The organism is Tatumella ptyseos, assembly GCF_030552895.1.
GTDB classification, from domain to species: Bacteria; Pseudomonadota; Gammaproteobacteria; order Enterobacterales; family Enterobacteriaceae; genus Rosenbergiella; species Rosenbergiella ptyseos_A.
In genome coordinates, this window is sequence record NZ_CP130649.1 from 514,480 (window position 1) to 537,047 (window position 22,568).

General features: G+C 47.0%; 20 protein-coding genes. 13 read left to right on the top strand and 7 right to left on the bottom strand.

Going from position 1 to position 22,568, the window contains the following annotated elements; translation table 11 throughout:
- The first annotated feature begins 11 nt into the window (after positions 1 to 11).
- The 9 genes from QJR74_RS02545 (at position 12) to QJR74_RS02585 (ending at position 10,882) form a co-directional block, all read left to right on the top strand.
- Positions 12 to 431 carry a DUF2382 domain-containing protein gene (locus QJR74_RS02545; RefSeq protein ID WP_304373946.1) on the top strand — a complete coding sequence of 140 codons (420 nt, stop codon included), beginning with the start codon at positions 12 to 14 and terminating at the stop codon, positions 429 to 431.
- A gap of 10 nt (positions 432 to 441) precedes the next feature.
- Positions 442 to 1,227 (top strand): YsnF/AvaK domain-containing protein, encoded by a 786-nt coding sequence (locus tag QJR74_RS02550; protein ID WP_304373049.1) that lies wholly within the window; start codon positions 442 to 444, stop codon positions 1,225 to 1,227.
- A gap of 145 nt (positions 1,228 to 1,372) precedes the next feature.
- Positions 1,373 to 2,503, top strand: a complete 1,131-nt coding sequence (locus QJR74_RS02555; protein WP_304373050.1) for an efflux RND transporter periplasmic adaptor subunit — start codon at positions 1,373 to 1,375, stop codon at positions 2,501 to 2,503.
- A gap of 15 nt (positions 2,504 to 2,518) precedes the next feature.
- A complete protein-coding gene (locus tag QJR74_RS02560; RefSeq protein ID WP_304373051.1) occupies positions 2,519 to 5,653 on the top strand; it encodes an efflux RND transporter permease subunit in 3,135 nt (1,044 codons plus the stop codon).
- The gene (locus QJR74_RS02565; protein ID WP_304373052.1) at positions 5,646 to 7,046 is read left to right on the top strand and encodes an efflux transporter outer membrane subunit; all 1,401 of its coding nucleotides are present in this window, start codon (positions 5,646 to 5,648) and stop codon (positions 7,044 to 7,046) included. The genes QJR74_RS02560 and QJR74_RS02565 overlap by 8 nt, the downstream gene beginning before the upstream one ends.
- A gap of 30 nt (positions 7,047 to 7,076) precedes the next feature.
- Entirely contained in the window at positions 7,077 to 7,676 is a 600-nt protein-coding gene (locus QJR74_RS02570) for a TetR/AcrR family transcriptional regulator (protein WP_304373053.1), read from the top strand.
- Positions 7,677 to 7,885: 209 nt separating this feature from the next.
- Positions 7,886 to 9,268, top strand: coding sequence for a uracil-xanthine permease family protein (locus QJR74_RS02575; protein ID WP_441007626.1), 1,383 nt, complete (start codon positions 7,886 to 7,888; stop codon positions 9,266 to 9,268).
- A 90-nt stretch (positions 9,269 to 9,358) separates the two neighbouring features.
- Positions 9,359 to 10,021: a YecA/YgfB family protein gene (locus tag QJR74_RS02580; protein WP_304373054.1), complete on the top strand. Its 663-nt coding sequence runs from the start codon at positions 9,359 to 9,361 to the stop codon at positions 10,019 to 10,021.
- 18 nt (positions 10,022 to 10,039) lie between these two features.
- On the top strand, positions 10,040 to 10,882 hold the full coding sequence (locus tag QJR74_RS02585) for a GNAT family N-acetyltransferase (protein ID WP_304373055.1): 843 nt from the start codon (positions 10,040 to 10,042) through the stop codon (positions 10,880 to 10,882).
- A gap of 47 nt (positions 10,883 to 10,929) precedes the next feature.
- On the opposite strand, the gene rpoD is transcribed toward QJR74_RS02585, so the two are convergent.
- The 3 genes from rpoD to rpsU all read right to left on the bottom strand — a co-directional run bounded on the left by rpoD (position 10,930) and on the right by rpsU (position 15,085).
- Positions 10,930 to 12,774: an RNA polymerase sigma factor RpoD gene (gene rpoD, locus QJR74_RS02590; protein WP_304373056.1), complete on the bottom strand. Its 1,845-nt coding sequence runs from the start codon at positions 12,772 to 12,774 to the stop codon at positions 10,930 to 10,932.
- A 227-nt stretch (positions 12,775 to 13,001) separates the two neighbouring features.
- Positions 13,002 to 14,747: a DNA primase gene (gene dnaG, locus QJR74_RS02595; RefSeq protein ID WP_304373057.1), complete on the bottom strand. Its 1,746-nt coding sequence runs from the start codon at positions 14,745 to 14,747 to the stop codon at positions 13,002 to 13,004.
- Positions 14,748 to 14,869: 122 nt separating this feature from the next.
- Positions 14,870 to 15,085: a 30S ribosomal protein S21 gene (gene rpsU / locus QJR74_RS02600; RefSeq protein ID WP_001144069.1), complete on the bottom strand. Its 216-nt coding sequence runs from the start codon at positions 15,083 to 15,085 to the stop codon at positions 14,870 to 14,872.
- 279 nt (positions 15,086 to 15,364) lie between these two features.
- On the opposite strand from rpsU, the gene tsaD reads away from it, so the two are divergent.
- Positions 15,365 to 16,378, top strand: coding sequence for a tRNA (adenosine(37)-N6)-threonylcarbamoyltransferase complex transferase subunit TsaD (gene tsaD, locus QJR74_RS02605; RefSeq protein WP_304373058.1), 1,014 nt, complete (start codon positions 15,365 to 15,367; stop codon positions 16,376 to 16,378).
- A 23-nt stretch (positions 16,379 to 16,401) separates the two neighbouring features.
- Here the strand turns inward: tsaD and plsY are convergent, their stop codons facing one another.
- Entirely contained in the window at positions 16,402 to 17,013 is a 612-nt protein-coding gene (gene plsY / locus QJR74_RS02610) for a glycerol-3-phosphate 1-O-acyltransferase PlsY (RefSeq protein ID WP_304373059.1), read from the bottom strand.
- A gap of 108 nt (positions 17,014 to 17,121) precedes the next feature.
- Between plsY and folB the strand changes: the two genes are divergently transcribed.
- Together folB and bacA are read left to right on the top strand one after the other, a co-directional pair.
- On the top strand, positions 17,122 to 17,484 hold the full coding sequence (folB, locus tag QJR74_RS02615) for a bifunctional dihydroneopterin aldolase/7,8-dihydroneopterin epimerase (RefSeq protein ID WP_304373060.1): 363 nt from the start codon (positions 17,122 to 17,124) through the stop codon (positions 17,482 to 17,484).
- 127 nt (positions 17,485 to 17,611) lie between these two features.
- Positions 17,612 to 18,430: an undecaprenyl-diphosphate phosphatase gene (gene bacA / locus QJR74_RS02620; protein WP_304373061.1), complete on the top strand. Its 819-nt coding sequence runs from the start codon at positions 17,612 to 17,614 to the stop codon at positions 18,428 to 18,430.
- Between the two features lie 97 nt (positions 18,431 to 18,527).
- On the opposite strand, the gene QJR74_RS02625 is transcribed toward bacA, so the two are convergent.
- The 3 genes from QJR74_RS02625 to QJR74_RS02635 all read right to left on the bottom strand — a co-directional run bounded on the left by QJR74_RS02625 (position 18,528) and on the right by QJR74_RS02635 (position 21,047).
- Entirely contained in the window at positions 18,528 to 19,127 is a 600-nt protein-coding gene (locus tag QJR74_RS02625; protein ID WP_304373062.1) for a glutathione S-transferase family protein, read from the bottom strand.
- Positions 19,128 to 19,196: 69 nt separating this feature from the next.
- Positions 19,197 to 20,423 (bottom strand): multifunctional CCA addition/repair protein, encoded by a 1,227-nt coding sequence (locus tag QJR74_RS02630; RefSeq protein WP_304373063.1) that lies wholly within the window; start codon positions 20,421 to 20,423, stop codon positions 19,197 to 19,199.
- Between the two features lie 3 nt (positions 20,424 to 20,426).
- Entirely contained in the window at positions 20,427 to 21,047 is a 621-nt protein-coding gene (locus QJR74_RS02635; RefSeq protein ID WP_304373064.1) for a TIGR04211 family SH3 domain-containing protein, read from the bottom strand.
- 188 nt (positions 21,048 to 21,235) lie between these two features.
- Here QJR74_RS02635 and QJR74_RS02640 point away from each other — a divergent pair, with 188 nt between their 5' ends.
- Positions 21,236 to 22,558, top strand: a complete 1,323-nt coding sequence (locus QJR74_RS02640) for a CYTH domain-containing protein (RefSeq protein WP_304373065.1) — start codon at positions 21,236 to 21,238, stop codon at positions 22,556 to 22,558.
- The last annotated feature ends 10 nt before the right edge of the window (positions 22,559 to 22,568 follow it).

Genomic DNA, 22,568 nt, shown 5'->3' on the forward strand with positions numbered 1-22,568 from the left:
GAATAAGTGTGATGAGTTCTGATAAGCCACCAGAAATAAATAACACTCCCAATGAACAACCAGAGGAACTCATTATTCCTCTGGTGGAAGAAAGAATTGAAATTGATAAAAAACAAGTAGTGCAAAGTCAATTTCATGTTGAGAGAAAAACGCAAACCAAGAAAGTCGATATTGACGAGAAGTTAATAAGTCGACAAGCAGAAATAAAACATATTCCTATCGGGAAATATATTTCTGATATTCCACAGGTACGTGAAGAGAATGGGGTGAAAATCATCCCAATCTTTGAAGAACACATAGAGATCGTAAAGAAAATATATCTTAAGGAGGAGATTAGAATAGAGAGTCATGAGAGTGTAAATGAATTTAAATCCGAAGAAACGCTGAAATATCAGATTGTTTCACATAAAAGAATATCCACCGATAAATGAGGTAAAAAATATGTCTAGCGAAAAAATCGTCACATTATTTGATACAGTTGAACATGCACAAGCGGCTGAACGTAATCTCATTAAAGCTGACTTCAAAGAAAGCGATATCAGTGTGATCCATGGTCGTGACCTTGATAGTGACAGCACCGTTTTCAAAGATACGAGTATCTGGAAGCGCCTGTTTGGAAACGATGTTGAAGAAGAACACGCAGAGCTGTACAGCGAAGCTCTTCACAAAAATGGTGCCGTGTTAACTGTCGTTGCACATGGCGAAGATGAGCACGCTAAAGCGCTAGCGATTTTGAATCGCCATCAACTGGTAGACGTACCAGCGAAAGCACGCGGTACAGAAACTGCTGCGGCCCCAGTTGCGCCAACGCCACGTGATACTCGTCCACACCTGACGGGTAACGAAACGAAAGACGAAATCCTGCAACTGGCGAAAGAAGAGCTTGAAGTTGGTAAGCGTTTAGTTAAAGAGGGCACTACCCGCATCCGTCGCTACGTGACAACCGAAGATGTTTCTCAGAAGGTTAACCTACGTGAGCAACACGCTGAAGTGGTACGTAACTCAGTCAACCGTCCGGTGACAGGTCAAAACATCGATTGGAGCGAGAAAAGCGTCGTGGTCGACGAGTTGGCTGAGAAGCCAGTCGTTAATAAAACCGCTCACGTTGTAGAAGAAGTTGTGGTGAAAAAAGTCAACACTAACCACGATGAAGAGATCAAAGATACTGTTCGTCAACAACACGCAGACGTCGAGCGTTTACGTACCGACGAAAATCTGAAGAAGTAATTTTCAGAGAAAAAACCCGGCGAATGCCGGGTTTTTTTATGTTTCATTATCAAAGTGTAATGTTATCGAAAATCGCGCTGAGTTGACTTGAGAAATTGCCATCTTGAAATGAGAATAAGTATTCTCAATTTTAGGGCTGGCCATTATGACACTCAGGTACTCACTACTTTGCATCACACTTTTTCTTACTGGCTGTGATAATTCCTCACAGAATTCCCAGACGACTTCACCTCTCAGCGTTGAAGTGCTCACGCTTACCACCCAACCAATCACTATCAATGCGGACCTACCCGGACGCCTTGCATCCGTGCAACAGGCGGAGGTACGTCCACAAGTTGGAGGGGTCGTTATTAAGCGGCTATTTAAAGAGGGTACCGAAGTTACCGCAGGTCAGCCGCTCTATCTTATCGATCCAGCGACTTATCAGGCTGCGTTTGAAAAAGCGAATGCCGAATACATTGATAGTCAACGCATCTATCGACGCTACCAACGCTTAGCGGCTGATCAAGCTGTGAGTCAGCAAGATCTGCAAACCGCGCAATCCACCTATTTACAAGCTAAAGCGGACAGAGATACCGCTAAAGTCAACTTGGGCTATACCCAAGTGCGGGCCAGTATTTCAGGTCGTATAGGGCGTTCATCTATCACACAGGGGGCGCTAGTCACCTCGGACCAAACCACGGCGTTGGCCACCATTACCCAGCTAAATCCTATGTATGTCGATATCACAGAATCGGCTAGCGATATGTTGATGCTTCGCCGGGCCTTTGCCAGTGGGCAACTCGAAAAAGTAGGCGATAACGCCGCTGGGGTTAAGCTCACACTAGAAGACGGAAGCCAGTATCCACTGACAGGTCGTTTGGACTTTTCAGAAGTACAAGTCGAGGAAGGGACGGGGAGTATTACACTACGAGCCACTTTTCCTAATCCAGATGCCATCTTGCTTCCAGGGATGTTTGTGCGCGCTAAAGTCACTCAAGGTGTTACACAGCGGGGGATCCTTATTCCACAGCGTGCAGTGTTACGCGATAGCCGCAACTTACCCTATGTCTATTTAGTCACTAAAGAGAACAAAGTGGAGCAACGAGAAGTTACTTTAGGGCAGATGCAACAAGGCCAATGGCAAGTCACCGCAGGGCTACAAGCAGGTGAGAGGGTTGCAACGAATCATATGCAAGATCTCTCGCAAGGAAACAGGGTTAATCCACAATCTACTCAGTCCGCGGCGGCGACGTCCTCTCTTACCCTTTCCACGACTGATAAAGCCGCTCAGTGAAGGACACTTTAGCTTATGTCTCGTTTTTTTATTTATAGACCCGTTTTCGCATGGGTCATCGCCATCCTGATGGTCGTGGCCGGTGTGCTCGCGATTCGCGGACTGTCAGTGAATCAATATCCATCTATTGCTCCACCCGCCATTTCGATCAGTATTACTTATCCTGGGGCGAGTGCGGAAACCGTACAAAATACCGCGGTACAGGTCATCGAGCAGCAACTGACGGGCATCGATAATCTTCGCTATCTTGAGTCAAACAGTAATAGTGACGGAAGCGCGACCATTATTGCGACCTTCGAACAAGGGACTGATCCAGATATTGCTCAAGTTCAGGTGCAGAATAAGGTATCCGTTGCTGAAACATCGTTACCCGAAGAGGTGACTGAACAAGGTGTAACTGTCGCGAAATACCAATCGAACTTTATGATGGTGATTGGTTTAGTATCGAAAGATGGCAAATTATCGGATGCTGACTTAGGCGATTTATTGGTCTCTAAATTAGAAGATCCTATTGCACGAACCAAAGGGGTCGGCGACTTTATGGTGATGGGATCTGAGTACGCGATGCGCGTATGGATGGATCCTAGTAAACTGTTTAAATATGGTTTAATGCCGAGTGACCTTTCTACTGCCATCGAAAGCCAAAATACCCAAGTCTCCTCCGGTAAAGTCGGTGGATTACCAACGGCGCCAGGGACGCAATACAGTGCTACCGTGATAGGGAAAACCCGCCTCAACTCGGCTGAACAATTTCGTAATATTTTATTAAAAGTGAATAGTGACGGCTCGCAGATACGTCTTAAGGATGTCGCCAACGTCGATTTAGGACCCGAGGATTATAGTATCTCCTCTACTTATAACGGCAAACCTTCTGTCGGGATGGCATTACGTTTAGCGACTGGTGCCAACCTACTGGATACCGTAACGCGAGTTAGGGCAACCGTCGATCAGCTCAAAGGCTCGCTTCCTCCAGGTGTGGAGCTAGTCCTTCCCTATGATACTTCCCCTGTCGTAAGTGCGTCGATTCATGAAGTAGTGAAAACCCTTGTCGAAGCAATCATATTGGTTTTCTTTGTCATGTTAGTTTTCTTACAAAATCTCCGTGCCACAATGATCACTACATTGGTCGTTCCTGTCGTATTGATGGGTACGTTTTGCGTGCTGTACCTATTTGGCTATTCTATTAACACCTTGTCGATGTTCGGAATGGTTCTGGCCATTGGTTTGCTCGTGGACGATGCCATTGTAGTGGTTGAAAACGTAGAAAGGGTGATGGAGGAGGAAGGCCTCTCACCACAAGCAGCCACGCTAAAATCGATGCAGGAAGTGCAAGGAGCGCTATTTGGTATTGCATTGGTGCTCAGTGCCGTACTGTTACCGATGGCCTTCTTTGGTGGCTCTACTGGAATAATCTATCGCCAATTTTCGATTACTATCGTTTCAGCCATGGTACTGTCGGTATTAACGGCGCTGATTTTTACCCCCGCATTATGCGCCACCTTATTGAAGCCGGTTGACCCGCAAAAAAAGCAGCGTGGGATTGCTGGGATATTTAACCGTTCTTTTGAACGAAGCACAGAGGCTTACACCCGCAGTGTGGGAGGGGTCATCAAGCGCCGTTCGTTATTTATCTGTCTCTATCTGGGCCTGGTTGCGGGGACTGTGTATCTATTTATCTCTCTGCCGTCCACTTTTCTACCTGAGGAAGACCAAGCCGTTTTAATGGTCCAAGCGACCTTGCCGCAAAATGCCTCAGCCGAACGCACGCAAGCTGTGATTAAGCAGATTAATGATTACTTTTTAACCCAAGAAAAAGGCAATGTTGATTCTGTCTTTGCCGCGAATGGCTTTAGTTTTGCTGGGCGTGGGCAAAATGGCGCCATTGCGTTCGTTAAATTAAAACTATGGCAAGACCGACCCAGCGCTCAACAAAAAGTTCCAGCCATTGCGGCGCGTGCCATGGCGCATTTTGCGCAAAATGGTTTGGCTAAGATTATCGTGATGGTTCCGCCAGCGGTGATGGAGTTAGGCAATAGTAGCGGGTTTGATATGTACCTTGAGGATCAGGGGAACCAAGGTCATGCCGCATTGATGCAGGCGATGCAGCAGTTTCTGACAATGGCGAATAAGGATCCCCGTTTATCAATGGTCAGACATAACGGTATGGATGATGAAGCCCAATATCAACTTTCTATTGATGAAGAAAAAGCGCAAGCCGACGGTCTTTCGGAAAGTGATATCAACAGTACGCTGTCAGCTGCTTGGGGTAGCAGCTATGTTAATCAGTTCTTATACAATGGTCGGGTAAAAAATGTCTATCTCCAAGGCCGAGCGACAGCCCGTATTACTCCAGAGGACCTCAATAAGTGGTATGTCCGTAATAGTAGCGATGAGATGGTGCCCTTTTCTGCATTTGGCGGCGGCTACTGGACGATGGGTTCACCACGTTATGAACGATTCAACGGCGTTTCGGCGGTCAATATTCAAGGCTCACCTGCAGATGGCTACAGCAGCAGTGATGCCGTAAAAGCGGTGGAGGAGATTGCGGCGAAGCTTCCTAAAGGTTATACCATCGCTTGGCACGGCCTCTCCTATGAGGAACAAGCCTCAGGCAGTCAGACACCACTACTCTACGGCTTATCAGTACTAATCGTCTTTCTCTGTTTAGCGGCACTCTATGAGAGTTGGTCCGTACCTTTTGCCGTACTACTTGTGGTCCCGCTCGGTATCATCGGTACCGTGACGGCTGTGATGCTCAGGGATATTGCGAATGATGTGTTCTTCCAAGTAGGACTATTAACTACAGTGGGGCTAGCAGCGAAGAACGCCATCTTGATTATCGAATTTGCAAAAGAGCTTAATGAACAAGGGCGGGGCGTAGTAGAGGCTGCCGTGGAGGCTGCTCGTTTACGTATTCGACCTATTATTATGACCTCAATGGCCTTTATTCTGGGCGTATTGCCCTTAACGATATCTAATGGAGCGGGTGCAGGAAGTCAACACTCTATCGGGACCGCGGTCATTGGTGGGATGCTATCGGCCACTTTCCTCGCCATTTTTATGGTACCGCTATTTTATGTGCTCGTTGTCTCCCTTACCCAAAAAATCACTCGTACCCTCAGTGCAACGAAGGAACACCCTCATGAATAATCGTAACTCGCTATACCGTTTAAGCATGGTGAGTCTGTTACTGGTCGGTGGGTGTAATTTAGCGCCCCACTATCAACGGCCTACAGCCCCCATTACGCCGCAGTGGCAAGAACCCTCGACCCAAGGAGCAAAAGCTTCATCGTTGGCATGGTCTCAATTCTTCACTGATCCTAAGCTACAACAGTTAATTCGCTTAGCTTTAGAGAATAACCGTGATTTACGAGTGGCTGCATTAAACGTTGAAGGGGCACGGGCGCAATTAGGCATTACACAAGCGGACCTGTTACCGTCGGTAACTGGCACGTTGACTAAGACAGCGGAACATTTACCGGCTAATCTTTATTCTACGCAAAGTAGTGGACCAGTTACTTACCAACAATATGAAGCGACAGCTTCGGCAAGCTGGGAGCTCGATTTTTTTGGTAAATTACGTAATCTGCGTGAACAGGCACTGGAAGAATATTTGAATTATCAAGCGACGCAACAAGCGACGCAACTCTCATTGGTGGCTCAAGTCGTTAGCGCTTATATTACCTTGGCAGCGGATAATGATTTACACCAAGTGGCGATCGATACGGTCACTAGCCAACAATACTCCTATAAGATAGTCCAAGAAAGGCTGGCTGCAGGGGTTGTCACCGAGCAAGATCTTTTACAATCTCGCACTGCACTAGAGAGTGCCCAAGCAGATATTGTGCAATACGATCGCGATCGCCGACAGGCGGCTTATGCATTACAACTGTTGTTAGGCACCACCTTACCTCATCAGATTGCCTCGCAAGCAAGCTTAGCATCGATGCAAGTTTTCCCTGCGCTCAGTAGTGAATTACCTTCCAGTGTGTTAACGCGCCGTCCCGATATTCTGGCTGCTGAACATACCTTGAAAGCGGCCAATGCAAATATCGGTGTGGCCCGTGCAGCGTTCTTTCCGTCGATCTCTCTCACGGCGTCCGGTGGTAGTTTATCGAGTAGCCTCTCATCCTTATTGGGTGCGGGGACCGGGGGCTGGACTTTTGTTCCAACGCTCTCGCTTCCTCTTTTTGAAGGTGGCAAGAATAAGGCTACACTCGATCTCGCGAAGGTGACGGCACGCAGTGATATTGCGGCTTACGAAAAAGCTATTCAGGTTGCTTTCCAAGAGGTCTCCGATGCATTGGTGGGCAAAGAGACCTATCAGCAAGAAGTGGGGATACGTGCAGCGGATGTCGCCACCAATCAACGCTATTACAGTCTTGCACAGCGACGTTATCAAGAAGGCCTTGACGGATATCTTGATGTACTGACGGCCCAGCGTTCTTTATACTCGGCGAAACAGTCCTATTTAACCGTGCTTTCAGCCTCCCTGACTCAGCAAGTGACTTTATATAAAGTGTTAGGAGGCGGATGGCGCTAGGTGGCTTAGCTACTAAGGAAATTCTTTACCATGACGGAAACTAGAGCGTTATCAGCTCGCCAACAACTGCGCAAGGATGCGTTAATTGATATTGCTCGCAAAAGCTTTCAACAAAATGGGTTACATGGCACAACCTTAGCGGTAATCGCAAAAGACTCGACACTTAGTGTTGGGCAAATTTACCGTATTTTTCTAAACAAAGAAGAAATTGTTGAGGCGGTGGTAAACCAGATTGTGAGTGAAAGGGTGGCGCAATTTTTAGAGCAGAATCACGATTTGGAACAAAAAGCAGTGCTGTTGGCCAATGCGTTACCGCCTACAGATAGTCGACGGTTAGATGACGCGCTGTTAATGGAAATTAATGCGGAGTCGCTGCGTAATCCGCGGTTGTTGGCTATTTTACAACGGGCCGATCAGAAAATGAAAACCGAAGCGATCCGGATGATCCGTCGACATTTGCCGCACGTCAGTGAAGAGGCGTTAGCCGATAGCTCTGAACTGATTGCAATCATTGTTGAGGGGGTCGCCTTTCGTCGTCTCTACGAACAAACCCCGGCGCAGCGTGAGCGCCTGTTGCAATGGTATAAGTCTTTATTTCTGGAGATTAATGCGGCTGCACTATCGAAGTGAGTTGCCATGCTTTGGTGCAGGGGAAGGCATAATGCCTAATCATCGTGCAACGCTTCCTAACTTGTAAGAGAAATTATCGTTGTCTTTGGTATTTTAGTTTCATAATTAATGCTTATATTTCAAATGATTATTTTTTAATAGCTTAGATGGCGAGGATTTGGCCTGGAAATTGCAAAAAAAATTTCATTGCAACTTTTGGAGCCAAGACCATGGAACAGCCTACTCGCCAACACCAACTTCTCTACGGCTTAAATGAGAAAATGCCCTTAACGGCGGGGCTGTTTACCGCAATTCAACATATTTTAGCCAGTATCGTGGGGGTGATCACACCGCCTTTAATTATCGGCTCAACCCTAGGGCTGAACAGCTATTTACCTTATCTTATTAGCATGTCGTTATTTGCTTCAGGCCTAGGCACCATGGTGCAAGCAGGACGCTTTATGAAAGTCGGTGCGGGCATGATTTGTTTACAGGGCACCAGCTTTGCTTTTTTAGGAGTGATCATCTCCGGAGGCTTGGCGATGAAACAGCAAGGGGCTTTACCTGAAGATATCTTGGCGATGATCTTCGGTTCCAGCCTTGTTGCAGCATTAATTCCGATTATTGTCAGCCGTTTTATCCACCTTTTTGCTAAAATCCTGACCCCACTGGTGACGGGTATCGTTATTGTCTTAATTGGTATTAGTCTAGTAAAAGTGAGCATTACCGACTGGGGCGGCGGGGCGACTGCAGCAGATTTCGGCGCACCTTCCCACTTAATCCTAGGGGGAATAACCTTAGCGGTTATCATTGCCCTCAATTGCTGCAAATCTCCTTGGTTACGTCTCTCCTCGATTGTTAGCGGTATCGTGCTCGGTACGGTGGTTGCGGCTTGGCAAGGAAGCTTTCATCCTCAACTGGCGTTAAATGGCCCGGCGATAACATTACCTATTCCTTTCCGTTTTGGGTTTGCTTTTAGCTGGAGCATGTTTGTACCCATTGCGCTGGTGGCCTTAATTGCCATTATTGAAGCTGTTGGCGATTTAACCGCTAACTGCATGATCTCCCAGCAACCCCTCGAGGGACCTGAGTTTACCCAGCGTATTAAGGGCGGAATTATTGGTGATGGGGTGAGTTGCTTAATTGCGGCGACCTTTAACTCTTTTCCCAATACGACCTTTGCGCAGAATAACGGGGTGATCCAAATGACCCAAGTGGCGAGTCGTTACGCTGGATATTGGATTGGCGGGCTATTATTACTACTGAGTTTCTTCCCAATGTTTAGCCATTTCTTACAGCAGCTCCCTAAACCAGTATTGGGAGGGGCTACCTTGGTGATGTTCGGGAACGTGATTGCTGCCGGTATTCGAATTATGACCCGTGAAGCCTTGGATAATCGCAGTATGTTGATCATTGCTATCGCATTCGGGGTAGGACTGGGTATTGAGGCGCAACCCGATATTATTCGTGGTTTGCCGACTTTTTTACAAAGTCTACTGCATGGTGCAGTAACGAGTGGTGGGCTTGTCGCGATAGTGCTGAATATCGTACTACCTAAAGCGGGCTTGGCACCTTTCAAGGCCAAAGCATTACCCGTTACCCACGTGGAATAAGTGAGCTAAGTTTAGCGGACTTATCGCTTCGCTGTTATGATAGAACTTTCAGGCGCTCCTTGCGCCTGTTGTTTTTGCGGAGAAGAGAAAATGAAACAAGGCCCACTGACCGAAAACGAATTGCAATGGCTTGATGACACGCTAGAGCAGTATGCAAGTGAGCATTCAGTGATTGATGTCTCCGAACTAGATGGCTACCTTACCGCGATTCTTTCTGCTCCTGTGGCAATTGAACCTGAATTTTGGATGGTTGCCTTATGGGGCGGTGAAAAGCATATTCCACAATGGAAAACGACTCGCGAACGTGATCGTTTCATGGATCTTACCTTCCAACACATGGCAGATATCGAAGAACGTCTGGTAGATTTTCCCGACCAATTCGAACCGCTTTTTAGTGAGCAAGAGCTAGAAGGCCAAAGCTTTACGGTGATTGGTGATTGGTGTTATGGCTATATGCGCGGTATCGGTCTAGCACAGCTGCAACCTGTATCTGATCAATTAGCACCGGCGTACCAATTAATTGCCTTACATGGTTCCGAAGCTCAAGCAGAAGAAGTCAACGCCCTGACGGCAGAACAGTTTGAAGAACATATTGAGGCGCTTCCTGCCGCGATACTGGATCTGTATCAGTACTGGTCGTTTCAGGCGCAGCAAAATGCCCCACAACCTAAAATCGTTGAGACTAAGGTTGGCCGTAACGAGCCATGTCCCTGCGGTAGTGGGAAAAAATTTAAGCAGTGCTGTCTTCATTAATAAGTAAGGTTATTCTCCATGCTGATTCGCAGATTAACTTACAGTGACGCTGAAAAAGGTTTTCGTCTCACGCAACAATGTGGGTGGCCTCATCGCTTAGTGGATTGGCAATTATTGCTAACCCTGGGCGAAGGCTATGCCATGGAGCACGAAGGTCAGGTTATCGGAACAGTGATGGCTTGGCACTGGGGAGAGCATCATGCCTCTGTAGGGGTAGTTGTGGTGGATAATGCTTGGCAGGGAAAGGGGATTGGTAAGCAGTTAATGCAGGCGCTTATGGCCGATTTTCCTGACCAACAACTCCGACTGCATGCGACGCTACAGGGAGCGAGACTTTATGAGAAATTGGGCTTTACGGCTCGTGGTACGCTGTCACAGTTTCAGACTCCCCAACTTGCATTGATCTCACCACCGAATACTCCCCAAGGTTTCGAGATAAGATTAGCGACGAGTGAAGATCGCTCGCAGGTCGAGCAGTTAGCCTACAGGGCAACAGGCATGAATCGGCCGCAGCTGTATGACTATTTATTCCATAAGCAGCGTATATTTGTCTTAAGTGACGCCCAGAATGACATTGTGGGTCTAATGGGATGTCATCGCTTTGGCCGAGGATTATCCCTTGGACCTTGTTACCTTCAAGATAGCAGTTTACTGACAGTGTTTTTACAAGCGGTCTTGAGCCAATTAACAGGTAAGTTTGTACGGTTGGATATCAGTGAGCAGCAGCTGGACGAAAATGTGTTAACCCAGTGGGGCCTGCAACGGGTAGATGTCACTCAAATCATGGTTAGGGCCGGGCAGGTTACTGCCTTTACGCCAACAGCCATCGAAGTCTCGGTGATGACGCCAGCCTTAGGCTAGGCAAAAAAAAGCCCTTCACGAGGAAGGGCTCATTAGGCTAGGTTGGCTTACTCATCAAGGAAGCTGCGCAATACTTCTGAGCGGCTCGGATGACGGAGTTTACGCAACGCTTTGGCCTCAATCTGACGAATACGTTCACGCGTAACATCAAACTGCTTACCGACTTCTTCAAGGGTATGGTCGGTATTCATGTCGATACCGAAGCGCATACGCAGAACTTTAGCTTCACGGGCGGTCAGACCAGCCAGAACATCGTGAGTTGCTGAGCGTAAGCTTTCTGACGTTGCCGAGTCGAGCGGTAACTCTAACGTAGTATCTTCAATGAAATCGCCTAAGTGCGAGTCTTCATCATCACCAATTGGCGTTTCCATAGAGATTGGCTCTTTTGCAATTTTTAATACCTTACGAATTTTATCTTCAGGCATTAGCATGCGCTCGGCTAACTCTTCAGGAGAAGGTTCGCGTCCCATCTCTTGCAACATCTGACGTGAAATACGGTTCAGCTTGTTGATGGTCTCAATCATGTGTACCGGGATACGGATGGTACGAGCTTGGTCAGCAATCGAACGTGTGATTGCTTGGCGAATCCACCATGTTGCATAGGTTGAGAACTTATAGCCGCGACGGTATTCAAACTTATCGACTGCCTTCATCAGACCGATATTACCTTCCTGAATCAGATCCAAGAATTGTAATCCACGGTTGGTGTACTTTTTCGCAATAGAGATAACAAGACGTAAGTTTGCTTCGACCATCTCTTTCTTCGCACGGCGCGCTTTCGCTTCACCGATCGACATACGACGGTTGATATCTTTAACTTGCTCGATAGTCAGGCCAGTCTCAGCTTCAATCTGTACCAGCTTCTGTACAAAACGTTGAATCTCTTCTTCGTTTTGTTTTAGCGTTTCGCCCCAAGGTTTTTTCATTGCCAGTGCGGCTTCAAACCATGTTGGGCTAGTTTCGTTACCCGTAAATAAGGTAATGAAATTCTTTTTCGGCATTTTGCTGAGTTCAACACAGATCTTCATGATGGTACGTTCTTGTAAACGAACGCGGTCCATCATTTGACGCATATTGTTGACAAGATAATCGAACTGTTTAGGCACTAAACGGAACTGTTTAAAGACTTCAGAAAGATTATTAATCTCCTGTACCGCGTCTTTATGGCTGCGGCCTTTCGCTTTAATCACATCGCGCGTCGTCTCGTATTGAGTACGCAGCTCCGTAAATTTCTCGCGTGCGAGTTCTGGGTCGATGGAGTTATCGTCTTCACTATTATCGTCATCGCCGTCCTCATCTTCGTCTTCGTCATCATCGCGGTCTTCTTCAGACAGTTCTGAACCGACGTGAGTCGCGGTAGGGGCGATGTCTTCTTCAGCGTTAGGATCAACAAATCCAGTAATAATATCGGAGAGTCTTGCTTCTTCAGCTTCCACTCGGTCGTATTGTTCCAGTAAGTAAGTAATTGCTTCTGGATATTCAGCAACCGAACATTGTACTTGGTTAATCCCATCTTCGATACGCTTCGCGATATCGATTTCACCTTCACGGGTTAACAGTTCAACGGTCCCCATTTCACGCATATACATACGCACGGGGTCAGTGGTACGGCCAATTTCCGATTCGACACTCGACAGTACCTGAGCAGCTGCTTCTGCAGCATCTTCGTCAGTATCTGTACTGTTCTCATTCAGCATCAAGTCATCGGCATCAGGTGCTTCTTCAACAACCTGAATACCCATGTCGTTGATCATCTGAATGATGTCTTCAATCTGATCGGAGTCGACAATATCTTCCGGCAGATGGTCATTGACCTCAGCATAGGTCAGATAGCCTTGCTCCTTACCACGGGTGACAAGTAGCTTAAGCTGTGACTGCGGGTTTTGCTCCATAAGACGGTATCCACACTTCTGTTAGTATAAAGAGGTAATTGGCAGAACCAATTAAACTGTAAAGGCGTTTAAGGGGCTGCAGCCTTTGCGCAGCAACGGGCATCAGCCCTCAATAATCGGCACTTAAGCCGCAGGATATAGGTACTTTCGCAATTCTGTAACTGTCATTATAGTGCCACTCAGGCAATTATGTCAGAGTGATGACGCAATCTTTGCCAAGATTCTGGCTATTTTTTCGCTAACGCGGTGACAAGTGCTTGTAACTCTTGTCGCTCTGCTTTGCTCAAGCCCGCGGTACGCTCGCGAGCAATCAGCGATTCTAAGCGCTGTTCGAGAGCAATATTATAAATACTAGCAAGAGAGTCGATAAACACGGCTTCAACCTCTTCATCCACTATCATATGGTGCCAAGTCGCCAAGGTTTCAAGGGTTTGACGCAATTCGTTATCGCGATAATGCTCTAACACTTGTCCGGTAGTCACCCCAGGGTGTGCAGTACAAAAGGTCACGAGTTCAACAAACAGCGGTAATCCAGGTAAATTAACCTCTTTTAACGCATCCAATACGGGAACCGCACTAACTAAGCTTGGACGCTGAAGAAGTAAGGCTATTAACACACGCATAGTGGTGCGTTTCAGTGCTGGAGCAGGTGTTGGACCTTGACTCACCCCCTGTTGCGGCAACAGTTTCTCTAACTGTTGGTCGTCTAAAATACCGAGTTTATGCCCTAATACTTGCCGGAGGTAAATGCGTAATGTCCCACCGGGCACTTGGTTTATTAACGGTATTGCAAGATGGCTTAAACGAGCTCTTCCTTCACGACTACTGAGATCAACCTGTGGTAACAAGGTGTCGAATAAGAAATCAGACAAGCTTGTTGCACGGCTCACCCGTTGTTCGAAAGCGGCTTTACCCTCTTTACGGATCAGCGTATCGGGGTCTTCACCATCGGGCAGAAACATAAATTTTAACTGGCGCCCATCACTAAGATAAGGCAGGGCCGTTTCGAGTGCTCGCCATGCTGCTTCTCGCCCAGCACGGTCGCCATCGTAGCAGCAGACAATATTTTCGGTATTGCGATAGAGCAATTGAATATGTTCACTGGTCGTTGAGGTCCCGAGCGACGCTACAGCGTAATCAACACCATATTGCGCTAAGGCAACAACATCCATATACCCTTCAACCACGAGGATATGAGCAGGAGCACTATGAGCCTGACTGACTTCATACAGGCCATAAAGCTGACGGCTTTTATGGAAAATAGAGGTCTCAGGCGAATTTAAATATTTGGGAACTTCATCATTCAGAACGCGCCCGCCAAAGCCAATAACTCGACCACGTTTATCCCGGATAGGAAACATAATGCGATCGCGAAAACGGTCGTAATGCTGGCCATTATCTTTAGTGACCAACATACCGGCTTCGACTAACGACTGGCGGTCGTCATTATTTTTTCCAAATCGCTTTAGCGCATTATCCCATCCAGCGGGAGCATAACCGATCGCAAATTGCGTGGTAACTGCCGCGCTGAGGCCCCGCTTTTCGAGGTAGGCTGTCGCCGAACTGGAGGTCGATTGTGCCAATGCCTGTTGATAAAATTGGCTTAATCCATCCAGTAATTGATAAAGGCTTTGTCGTTTATGACGCTCCATTGGCGTCGCGGATTGCCCGGTTTCGTGAGGAACCTCTAAGCCATGTAGCGTGGCTAATTCTTCGATCGTTTCAACAAAATCGAGGCGATCAAAGTTCATCAAGAAATCGATAGCGTTACCGTGTGCACCACAGCCGAAGCAATGGTAAAACTGCTTATCGCTGTTGACAGTAAAAGAAGGTGTTTTTTCGTTATGAAAGGGGCAGCAAGCGTGAAAATTTTTACCTTGTTTCTTGAGGCGTACTCGCGCATCGACGATGTCGACAATGTCGGTTCGCGCTAACAAGTCATTGATAAAACTACTTGGTATTCTACCAGCCATGACACCTGTTTTTTATGCTTACAAACGACAATAAGCCGCGCTTCCTTTCGGAAAGCACGGCCTGATACTAGACTCGATCTGCGTAAATTACGCAATGGAGAAGATAACTTCTCCGAAACTACTTAGTACAGACGAGTGCGGCGTGCGTTTTCGCGAGCCAATTTTTTGGCGTGACGCTTAACAGCAGACGCTTTAGCGCGCTTACGCTCAGTCGTAGGTTTTTCATAAAACTCACGACGACGTACTTCAGCCAGAACGCCTGCTTTTTCGCATGAACGCTTGAAGCGACGTAATGCTACGTCAAATGGCTCGTTTTCACGTACTTTAATTACCGGCATGTAACTCTCACCTCGATAAATTCGATTTCGACTGGCTGTCTCGCCAGCATATTTCAAAATGGTGCAGCATTTTACTTCAGCATGACCTGTAAAGTAAAGCACCATGAACAATTTCAAACCAACGGAACAATGCCTGTGCAGTGGATGCCGGTTTTAAGAAGGCGCAAATTATAGCCTAAACCCCTTGGTAAGGTCGATAATTATTTAATTGCATTGCTCAGCATTCTTCGCATAACGGCGTGCTGTGTTACACTGCGGGCAATGAGTGAGGGGAAAATCATGCGTGTATTAGGTATAGAAACATCTTGCGATGAGACTGGCGTTGCCATTTATGATGAAGCAGCGGGACTACTCGCGAATCAACTTTATAGCCAAGTAGATCTCCACGCCGATTATGGTGGTGTGGTTCCAGAATTGGCTTCCCGCGACCACGTTCGTAAATTATTACCACTGATCGATGCGGCATTGCAAGAAGCTAACTTGGAGAGTAAAGACATTGATGCGGTCGCCTATACTGCAGGGCCCGGATTAGTAGGGGCACTCATGGTAGGCGCCACCGTAGGGCGTTCGCTTGCTTTTGCGTGGAATGTTCCTGCCGTCGCGGTTCATCATATGGAAGGCCATTTACTCGCACCGATGCTTGAAGATGTTCCCCCTTCATTCCCTTTTGTCGCGCTGCTCGTCTCGGGGGGCCATACTCAGCTGATCAGTGTTACAGCGATAGGTGAATATCAATTATTAGGTGAATCTATCGATGATGCAGCAGGTGAAGCGTTCGATAAGACCGCTAAATTATTAGGTTTAGATTATCCGGGCGGACCACGACTTGCGAAAATGGCGGCGACGGGAACCGTGGGACGCTTTACTTTCCCCCGGCCGATGACGGATCGTCCAGGACTGGATTTTAGTTTCTCAGGGCTGAAAACCTTTGCAGCCAACACCATACGTTCTAATGACAGTGATGAGCAAACTCACGCTGATATCGCGCGAGCTTTCGAAGATGCCGTCGTCGATACGCTATTAATTAAATGTAAACGTGCACTGCAGCAGACCGGTTTTAAAAACTTAGTTATTGCTGGGGGCGTCAGCGCAAACCAAAACCTACGCGAAAAATTATCTACGATGATGAGTGGGCGTGGAGGCGAGGTATTTTATGCGCGGCCAGCGTTTTGTACCGATAACGGTGCAATGATTGCCTATGCCGGAATGGTGCGACTCAAGGCAGGCTGCACAACAGATACCCGAATCACTGTACGGCCACGATGGCCCTTATCAGAACTCACCCCAATTTAACGAAAATGACCCGGTTTACCGGGTTATTTTTTATTTGAACGGAACCAGCGACGTTTGAGTAATTTTTTTTCATCGCCACGCCAAAGCCGCTGAATATTTTCGTGGTGGCGTAACAAAATAAGACAGGAAAGCATCGCAACCGGGAAAGTGAATTGTGGCTTAAACCACCATACATAAAATGGAGCCACCAGCGCACTGAGGATTGCCGCAAGTGAAGCATAACCACTCAGCAATACGGTTAATAACCATGTGCCAATTAAGAGCAGGCTAAGGTCCAATCCAATTGGGGCAATAGCACCTAATGCCGTCGCAACACCTTTTCCACCTTGAAACTTAAAAAAAACTGGATAGATATGACCTAAGCATGCCGCAATTGCTACGAAGCCTAGGACCAGCGAAGAAAGCTGTAGATGGTAGGCTAACCAGACAGGCAGCATCCCTTTGATAATATCAAACAACAGTACGCTCAATGCGGCAGTACGGCCACCGATACGTAATACGTTGGTCGCCCCAGGGTTGCCTGAACCGTTAAAGCGAGGGTCAGGCAGACGAGCGATTTTACAGACGACGATAGCACTTGATATCGATCCACAAAGGTAGGCAAGTATAATCATTCCTACGGCGGTAGCTGTCATAATAATCCCACCTAAAAGGTGTACAGTCGTTAGCGATAGCTACGATAATACGCATAAATAGCGCCAAGTGGTATCACCGAGGCATCATTAAACAAAGAGAGTTGAGAAATGGATATTGTTTTTATTGAGCAGTTAACCGTATTCACCACTATTGGTGCATACGAGTGGGAACAGCAGATCACGCAAAAGCTGGTATTGGACATTGAGCTTGCTTGGGACAATCGTCTTGCAGCAAAAAGTGATGATGTGAAAGACTGCTTAAGTTATGCCGAGGTTGCGCAGAGCGTATTAGCTCACATTCAAAACCAACGTTTCGCCTTAGTGGAGCGGGTAGCGGAAGAGGTTGCTGAGCTATTAATGCGAGAGTTCGCTACACCGGGCGTACGTATTACTGTCAATAAACCAGGAGCGGTCGCTCAAGCTCGCAATGTTGGCGTAAAAATTACTCGTGGTACTTTCCCCAATAATTAAACACAAGCGAGAAAGAAACTTTCAATAACATGGAAGGTCATATTTTTTTAACATCGCTACAAGCCATTAAAACTATTTATAAAAATTTCACGTTATTTATTTTGGGTCATGACAAGAGGAAGAGGTAATGATAGATGTTCACCCACTGGGTGTAGCGACGCTGCTTGGCGTCGTCGAGGGATTAACTGAATTTCTACCGGTCTCGTCGACCGGCCACCTGATCATCGTCGGGCACTTATTAGGATTTCAGGGCGACAAAGCGGAAACCTTCGAGATTGTTATTCAATTAGGCTCTATTCTTGCGGTCGTTGTCATGTTTTGGCGCCGTCTGTTTGGACTCATCGGTATCCACTTTGGCAAAGTCCCTCATGAAGGGGTAGGGCAAGGTCGATTATCACTTATCCATATTCTCTGTGGTATGCTGCCTGCAGTGATCTTGGGACTGGTACTCCACGATAAAATTAAAGCGTTATTTACCCCCCAAAATGTCTTCTACTCCTTGATTGCTGGCGGTATTTTATTAATTGTCGCGGAGTGGCTAAAACCCGCTAAACCGAAAGCCGTGGGTATCGACGATATATCGTATCGACAAGCTTTTCTAATTGGTTGTTTCCAATGTTTGGCGCTGTGGCCGGGGTTTTCGCGATCAGGCTCAACGATTAGCGGTGGCTTATTGGTTGGCGTTAGCCGTTTCGCTGCCTCAGAATTCTCTTTCTTACTTGCCGTGCCGATGATGATTGGTGCTACAGGTCTTGATTTAGTAAAGAGTATCGGGTTTCTATCCGTTAGCGATTTACCGATGTTTGCCACCGGTTTTATCGCTGCTTTTATCGTTGCCTTAATCGCAATAAAAGCTTTCCTGACCGTTATTAAGCGTATCTCTTTTGTTGCCTTTGCGTTCTATCGATTTTTTGTGGCATTGCTGGTGTGGTATGTGTTTATGTAGTGGCCATAATAGACGCGTTTGAGTAATTGGTGGATGCCTTAAATGATCAGCGATAGTCGTTATTGAGTATCGCTGATCAGCTTATTTTGGGGCTAGGCTAAGGGGCATCGTTTTGTTCAACAGCTTTGCGATAGGACGTTCTACTAAGTGTTTTCTCTAGATAAGCGTTGACCGTCACAGGCAGCGTTAACCCGCACACTTTCGCCCACTGTAGGGTTTGAGCCATAAAGATATCGGCCAGAGTGAATTCATTACTCGCTAGCCATAGCGTATTTTCGTTCAGACTGATCTGCGAGATGGCGTTGTTGGCTTCATTGGTGAAGTAGCGTACTAGATCTGGGCTACGTTTTTCCTCAGGCACTAAGATTAACTGTTTCAGAAGCCCCCATATACCGGATTCAAGATCTGTGAGTGTGAAACTCAGCCAAGCGTTAACTTTCGCTCTAGCCTCTATGTCGGTGGGGTAGAGTGAGTGATGAGTCGATTTCTCACAGAGATAGAGGCATATCGCCAGTGTCTCGCTAATGGAGAGATCACCCTCTATTAAATAGGGGACTTTCCCAAAGGGATGTGGGGATTGTAAAGGCGAATCTTTTGCGAGCAGATCAACTTTAACAGACTCATAGTCTATCCCTAACTCTTCAAGCGTCCATAAAACTTTCAACGATCGACTTTTAGGAAAACGGTATATCTTCAAGTTAATACCTCATTAAAAAATTTTAGTGGGACGCAAAAAGGAATATTGCGGTGTCTATTTTTATCCCTATTAGCCGTTATTCATCATGAAACCTTTTACCGCCACGGTACGTTGTCGAGTTAGCTCTTCGCGTACGGCTTTCCCGGTAAAACCGGCGGCGACAATTGGCCCGACATTAACTGCTTGGGCTTCTGCAAAAATAGCTTGTAACTGCTGAGCTTGGGGATACGCTTTGTCTTGCCAGCCGAGGCGCCCTCGGACATCGGCTTCGCTGACCAATGCCAGTTGTGCGACCCTTTCAGGTTTACGCCAAGCATCGAGCTGATCAAAGAGGGTAACTAGACGCTCTGCTGGATACTTGTCGACACTGTGAACGACATCGTGGAACTCAGTAATTAAGCGGGCGATATCGCGATAGTGATTGGGAACTTTTAAACGCTGACATAGACTCTCAATTAGCGGTACTCCTGCCATGCCATGGCCGGGATGTGAAGGCCATAATTCAGCTGGGGTTAACCCTTTACCGACATCATGAAACAACGCGGAAAAGCGTAGGGCAGGGTCATCAGTCAACTGAGTCGCCATATCCAATGACATTAGGCTATGAACTCCAGTGTCAATTTCTGGATGCCATTTTGCTGGTGCGGGGACGCCGAATAGGGCGTCGAGCTCTGGAAAGAGCACCGCTAGCGCACCACATTGGCGTAAGACTGAGAAGTAAGTTGAAGGGGAATCACTTAATAGCGCTTTTTCCGTCTCTTTCCAGACCCGTTCGTGAGTCAAATGCTGTAACTCTCCGCTTTGAGTGATCTGCTGCATCAGCATTAAGGTTTCTTCAGCAATGGAGAAACCTTGTGGTGCAAATCGCGCAGCAAAGCGAGCGACTCTCAACACGCGTAGCGGATCTTCAACAAAAGCAACCGACACATGTCGCAGCAAGCGTTGCGCTAAATCTTGCTGGCCGAGCCAAGGATCGATAATCTCCCCTTCAGCGTCTTGTGCCATAGCGTTAATAGTCAAATCGCGACGTTGTAGATCTTCTTCAAGGGTGACTTCTGGGGTGAAACGGGTGTCAAAACCGGTATAACCGCTACCGGTTTTTCGTTCAGTACGCGCAAGGGCATATTCTTCGTGAGTGGTTGGATGAAGAAATACCGGAAAGTCTCGTCCCGCCTGCTGATAACCTAGAGCGAGCAGTTGCTCGGGGGTAGCGCCAACCACTACCCAATCACGGTCAGTAACAGGTAATCCTAATAATCGGTCTCTGACCGCACCACCCACAAGATATTTTTGCACTAATTACATCCAACGATTTTTATTTTTACGACGAGGGATCATGTGGGGTAAAAATAGACCGAAGAGTAAACCGATCCCCAGCACACCGCCACCATATAAGAACCATTGCATGATAATCGCGCGTTGCTTATCGTCGAGTTGCACGTTTGCGGCATCAACTTTTTTCTGCGCAACTATCAATGCATTTTTTAGACGCTGGTTTTCATCTTTTAATTGATTAATGGCGCCGTCACTACCGGCCACTTTTTGTTGCATTTCAGCAGTACGCTGATTCCAGCTATTATCGATATTCGCGAGCTTATCGCTGAGTGTTTTAACCTGTTGTTCCAGCTGGGGAACACGGACTTTAAAACTAGGGTTATCGCTTAGCTGTGATTCCGGGATCCAAGTGGTACGACCTTGTTGATCGCGGATCTGCGCGTAATGTGTCTCAGGGTTGGTGCTAAGCAGTGTGACGGCTTCCCCTGCATTGACTTGTCCAATTAAGCGGTATTGATTCCCTGGACCGCTGCGTACCCACGTAGAAAGGTCATCCGAGATATATCGGGTGGTTTCAGCGTGAGCGAGAGTGGCCGATTGGCCTAGTGTAAGCAGTAAGCAACCTGCAAAAATTATTTTTTTCATTGGATGACAGTTCTAATAGTAAGTGTCGCCACAGTCTGTAGGCGTCAAGTTGTGTTATAAATGAGAAATTTCCTGTTCTCCCCACGGTAGGATCCTAACAAATCAGAGACAGCTCGTCTTTAGTGGATTACCCTGCATGACAATAACAGTGAAAGATTTCGTACCAAAAGCGTAGCAACAGGATAATTATGACCATTGAAATCGAACTAAAGTTTCTTATCGACCCGAATCAAATTGATCTCATTAAGCAGCAGTTGGTGCGCTACCCGCATCGTTACACCTCGCCAGTGCTACTTGCCAACCATTATTATGAAACGGCAGACAACCAATTACGTGGTTGGGATATGGGATTACGTGTCAGAGGGAAAGATGGTCAATATGAAATGACACTGAAGACCGCCGGACAAGAGATTGGTGGGCTACATCAGCGGCCAGAATATAATATCGAGCTTGTCGACAGCCAACTAGATATTCGCTTATTGCCCAAGAATGTCTGGCCTGAAGGGACTGATATTGCTGAACTTCAGCAGCGTCTTACGCCACTTTTTAGTACTGATTTCACCCGTGAGAAGTGGGTAATAAATTTTGGTCAAAGTGAGATTGAAGTCGCTCTCGATCAAGGTGCGGTTAGCGCGGGTGAACAAACGACCCCTTTATTAGAACTGGAGCTTGAACTGCTTCAGGGACAGCGTAGCGATATCTTCGCATTAGCTAATGAATTGGTCGAAAACGGCGGAGTACGATTAGGGTGGCAAAGTAAAGCAGCGCGTGGCTATGGATTAGCGCAGGGAAGTGGTTTACCTATTGTGGCGCCGCTGACGCAGTGTAGTGTGAAACCGAAAGCGAGCTGTGAACAAGGGCTGACGTCCTTACTGAGTGAATTAATCGGCCGCTGGCAGTTACTGGAAACACACTGGATGGCAGGCGATAAACAGATGCCGCCGTTACTCCTCCAAACCTTACTTGCGATTCGTGAAACCTTTTCACTCTTTGGTGGACTTATTCCGCGCTCGGTAAGCAGTGAAATCCGTCAACAATTACTGGCGTTGGAGGCGGTATTACAGCAGAAAAAAATCGAAGCATCCGCGCTCTGCTTTTCTACAGAATGGGTGCTGACCCAGCTTAAATTGGTTGAGATGCTTGTTGAACAACAATGGCGTCAGTCTATTAATGCTCGCCAACTCAAGCGTTTAGAAAGTTCTTTCAAGCGGTTTTGTGATGTGATGTTAAGTCGTTGTGCAGCAGAATTACATGATCTGGCAGCAGAAACGCTTATTCCGAATCAACAGAGTACGACCTTATTGCGACTTGATAAATTAGTTATTGGCATAGGTTTATTAAGTAGCGCTTATCCATCAGAGCAGGTAAATGATTGGTTAGCGCCTTGGTTACTTGCCAGACAACATTTGATCTCTGGCGGCCAAGAGGTACTTCGTTTACCGCTTCCCTCGCGCCCTTTATCGCCATTTTGGCTAACGAGCAATACTGCGAAAGACTCACTTAACCACTAAGAGAGGAATT

Excerpts from the sequence above, each read along its gene's own strand:
- QJR74_RS02575 (WP_441007626.1), top strand. The coding sequence starts at position 7,886 with ATGGAACAGCCTACTCGCCAACACCAACTTCTCTACGGCTTAAATGAG.
- QJR74_RS02545 (WP_304373946.1), top strand. The coding sequence starts at position 12 with ATGAGTTCTGATAAGCCACCAGAAATAAATAACACTCCCAATGAACAA.
- bacA (WP_304373061.1), top strand. The coding sequence starts at position 17,612 with ATGATAGATGTTCACCCACTGGGTGTAGCGACGCTGCTTGGCGTCGTC.
- QJR74_RS02635 (WP_304373064.1), bottom strand. The coding sequence starts at position 21,047 with ATGAAAAAAATAATTTTTGCAGGTTGCTTACTGCTTACACTAGGCCAA.
- plsY (WP_304373059.1), bottom strand. The coding sequence starts at position 17,013 with ATGACAGCTACCGCCGTAGGAATGATTATACTTGCCTACCTTTGTGGA.
- tsaD (WP_304373058.1), top strand. The coding sequence starts at position 15,365 with ATGCGTGTATTAGGTATAGAAACATCTTGCGATGAGACTGGCGTTGCC.
- rpoD (WP_304373056.1), bottom strand. The coding sequence starts at position 12,774 with ATGGAGCAAAACCCGCAGTCACAGCTTAAGCTACTTGTCACCCGTGGT.
- rpsU (WP_001144069.1), bottom strand. The coding sequence starts at position 15,085 with ATGCCGGTAATTAAAGTACGTGAAAACGAGCCATTTGACGTAGCATTA.
- QJR74_RS02580 (WP_304373054.1), top strand. The coding sequence starts at position 9,359 with ATGAAACAAGGCCCACTGACCGAAAACGAATTGCAATGGCTTGATGAC.
- QJR74_RS02555 (WP_304373050.1), top strand. The coding sequence starts at position 1,373 with ATGACACTCAGGTACTCACTACTTTGCATCACACTTTTTCTTACTGGC.
- QJR74_RS02585 (WP_304373055.1), top strand. The coding sequence starts at position 10,040 with ATGCTGATTCGCAGATTAACTTACAGTGACGCTGAAAAAGGTTTTCGT.
- QJR74_RS02570 (WP_304373053.1), top strand. The coding sequence starts at position 7,077 with ATGACGGAAACTAGAGCGTTATCAGCTCGCCAACAACTGCGCAAGGAT.
- QJR74_RS02560 (WP_304373051.1), top strand. The coding sequence starts at position 2,519 with ATGTCTCGTTTTTTTATTTATAGACCCGTTTTCGCATGGGTCATCGCC.
- QJR74_RS02640 (WP_304373065.1), top strand. The coding sequence starts at position 21,236 with ATGACCATTGAAATCGAACTAAAGTTTCTTATCGACCCGAATCAAATT.
- dnaG (WP_304373057.1), bottom strand. The coding sequence starts at position 14,747 with ATGGCTGGTAGAATACCAAGTAGTTTTATCAATGACTTGTTAGCGCGA.
- QJR74_RS02550 (WP_304373049.1), top strand. The coding sequence starts at position 442 with ATGTCTAGCGAAAAAATCGTCACATTATTTGATACAGTTGAACATGCA.
- folB (WP_304373060.1), top strand. The coding sequence starts at position 17,122 with ATGGATATTGTTTTTATTGAGCAGTTAACCGTATTCACCACTATTGGT.
- QJR74_RS02565 (WP_304373052.1), top strand. The coding sequence starts at position 5,646 with ATGAATAATCGTAACTCGCTATACCGTTTAAGCATGGTGAGTCTGTTA.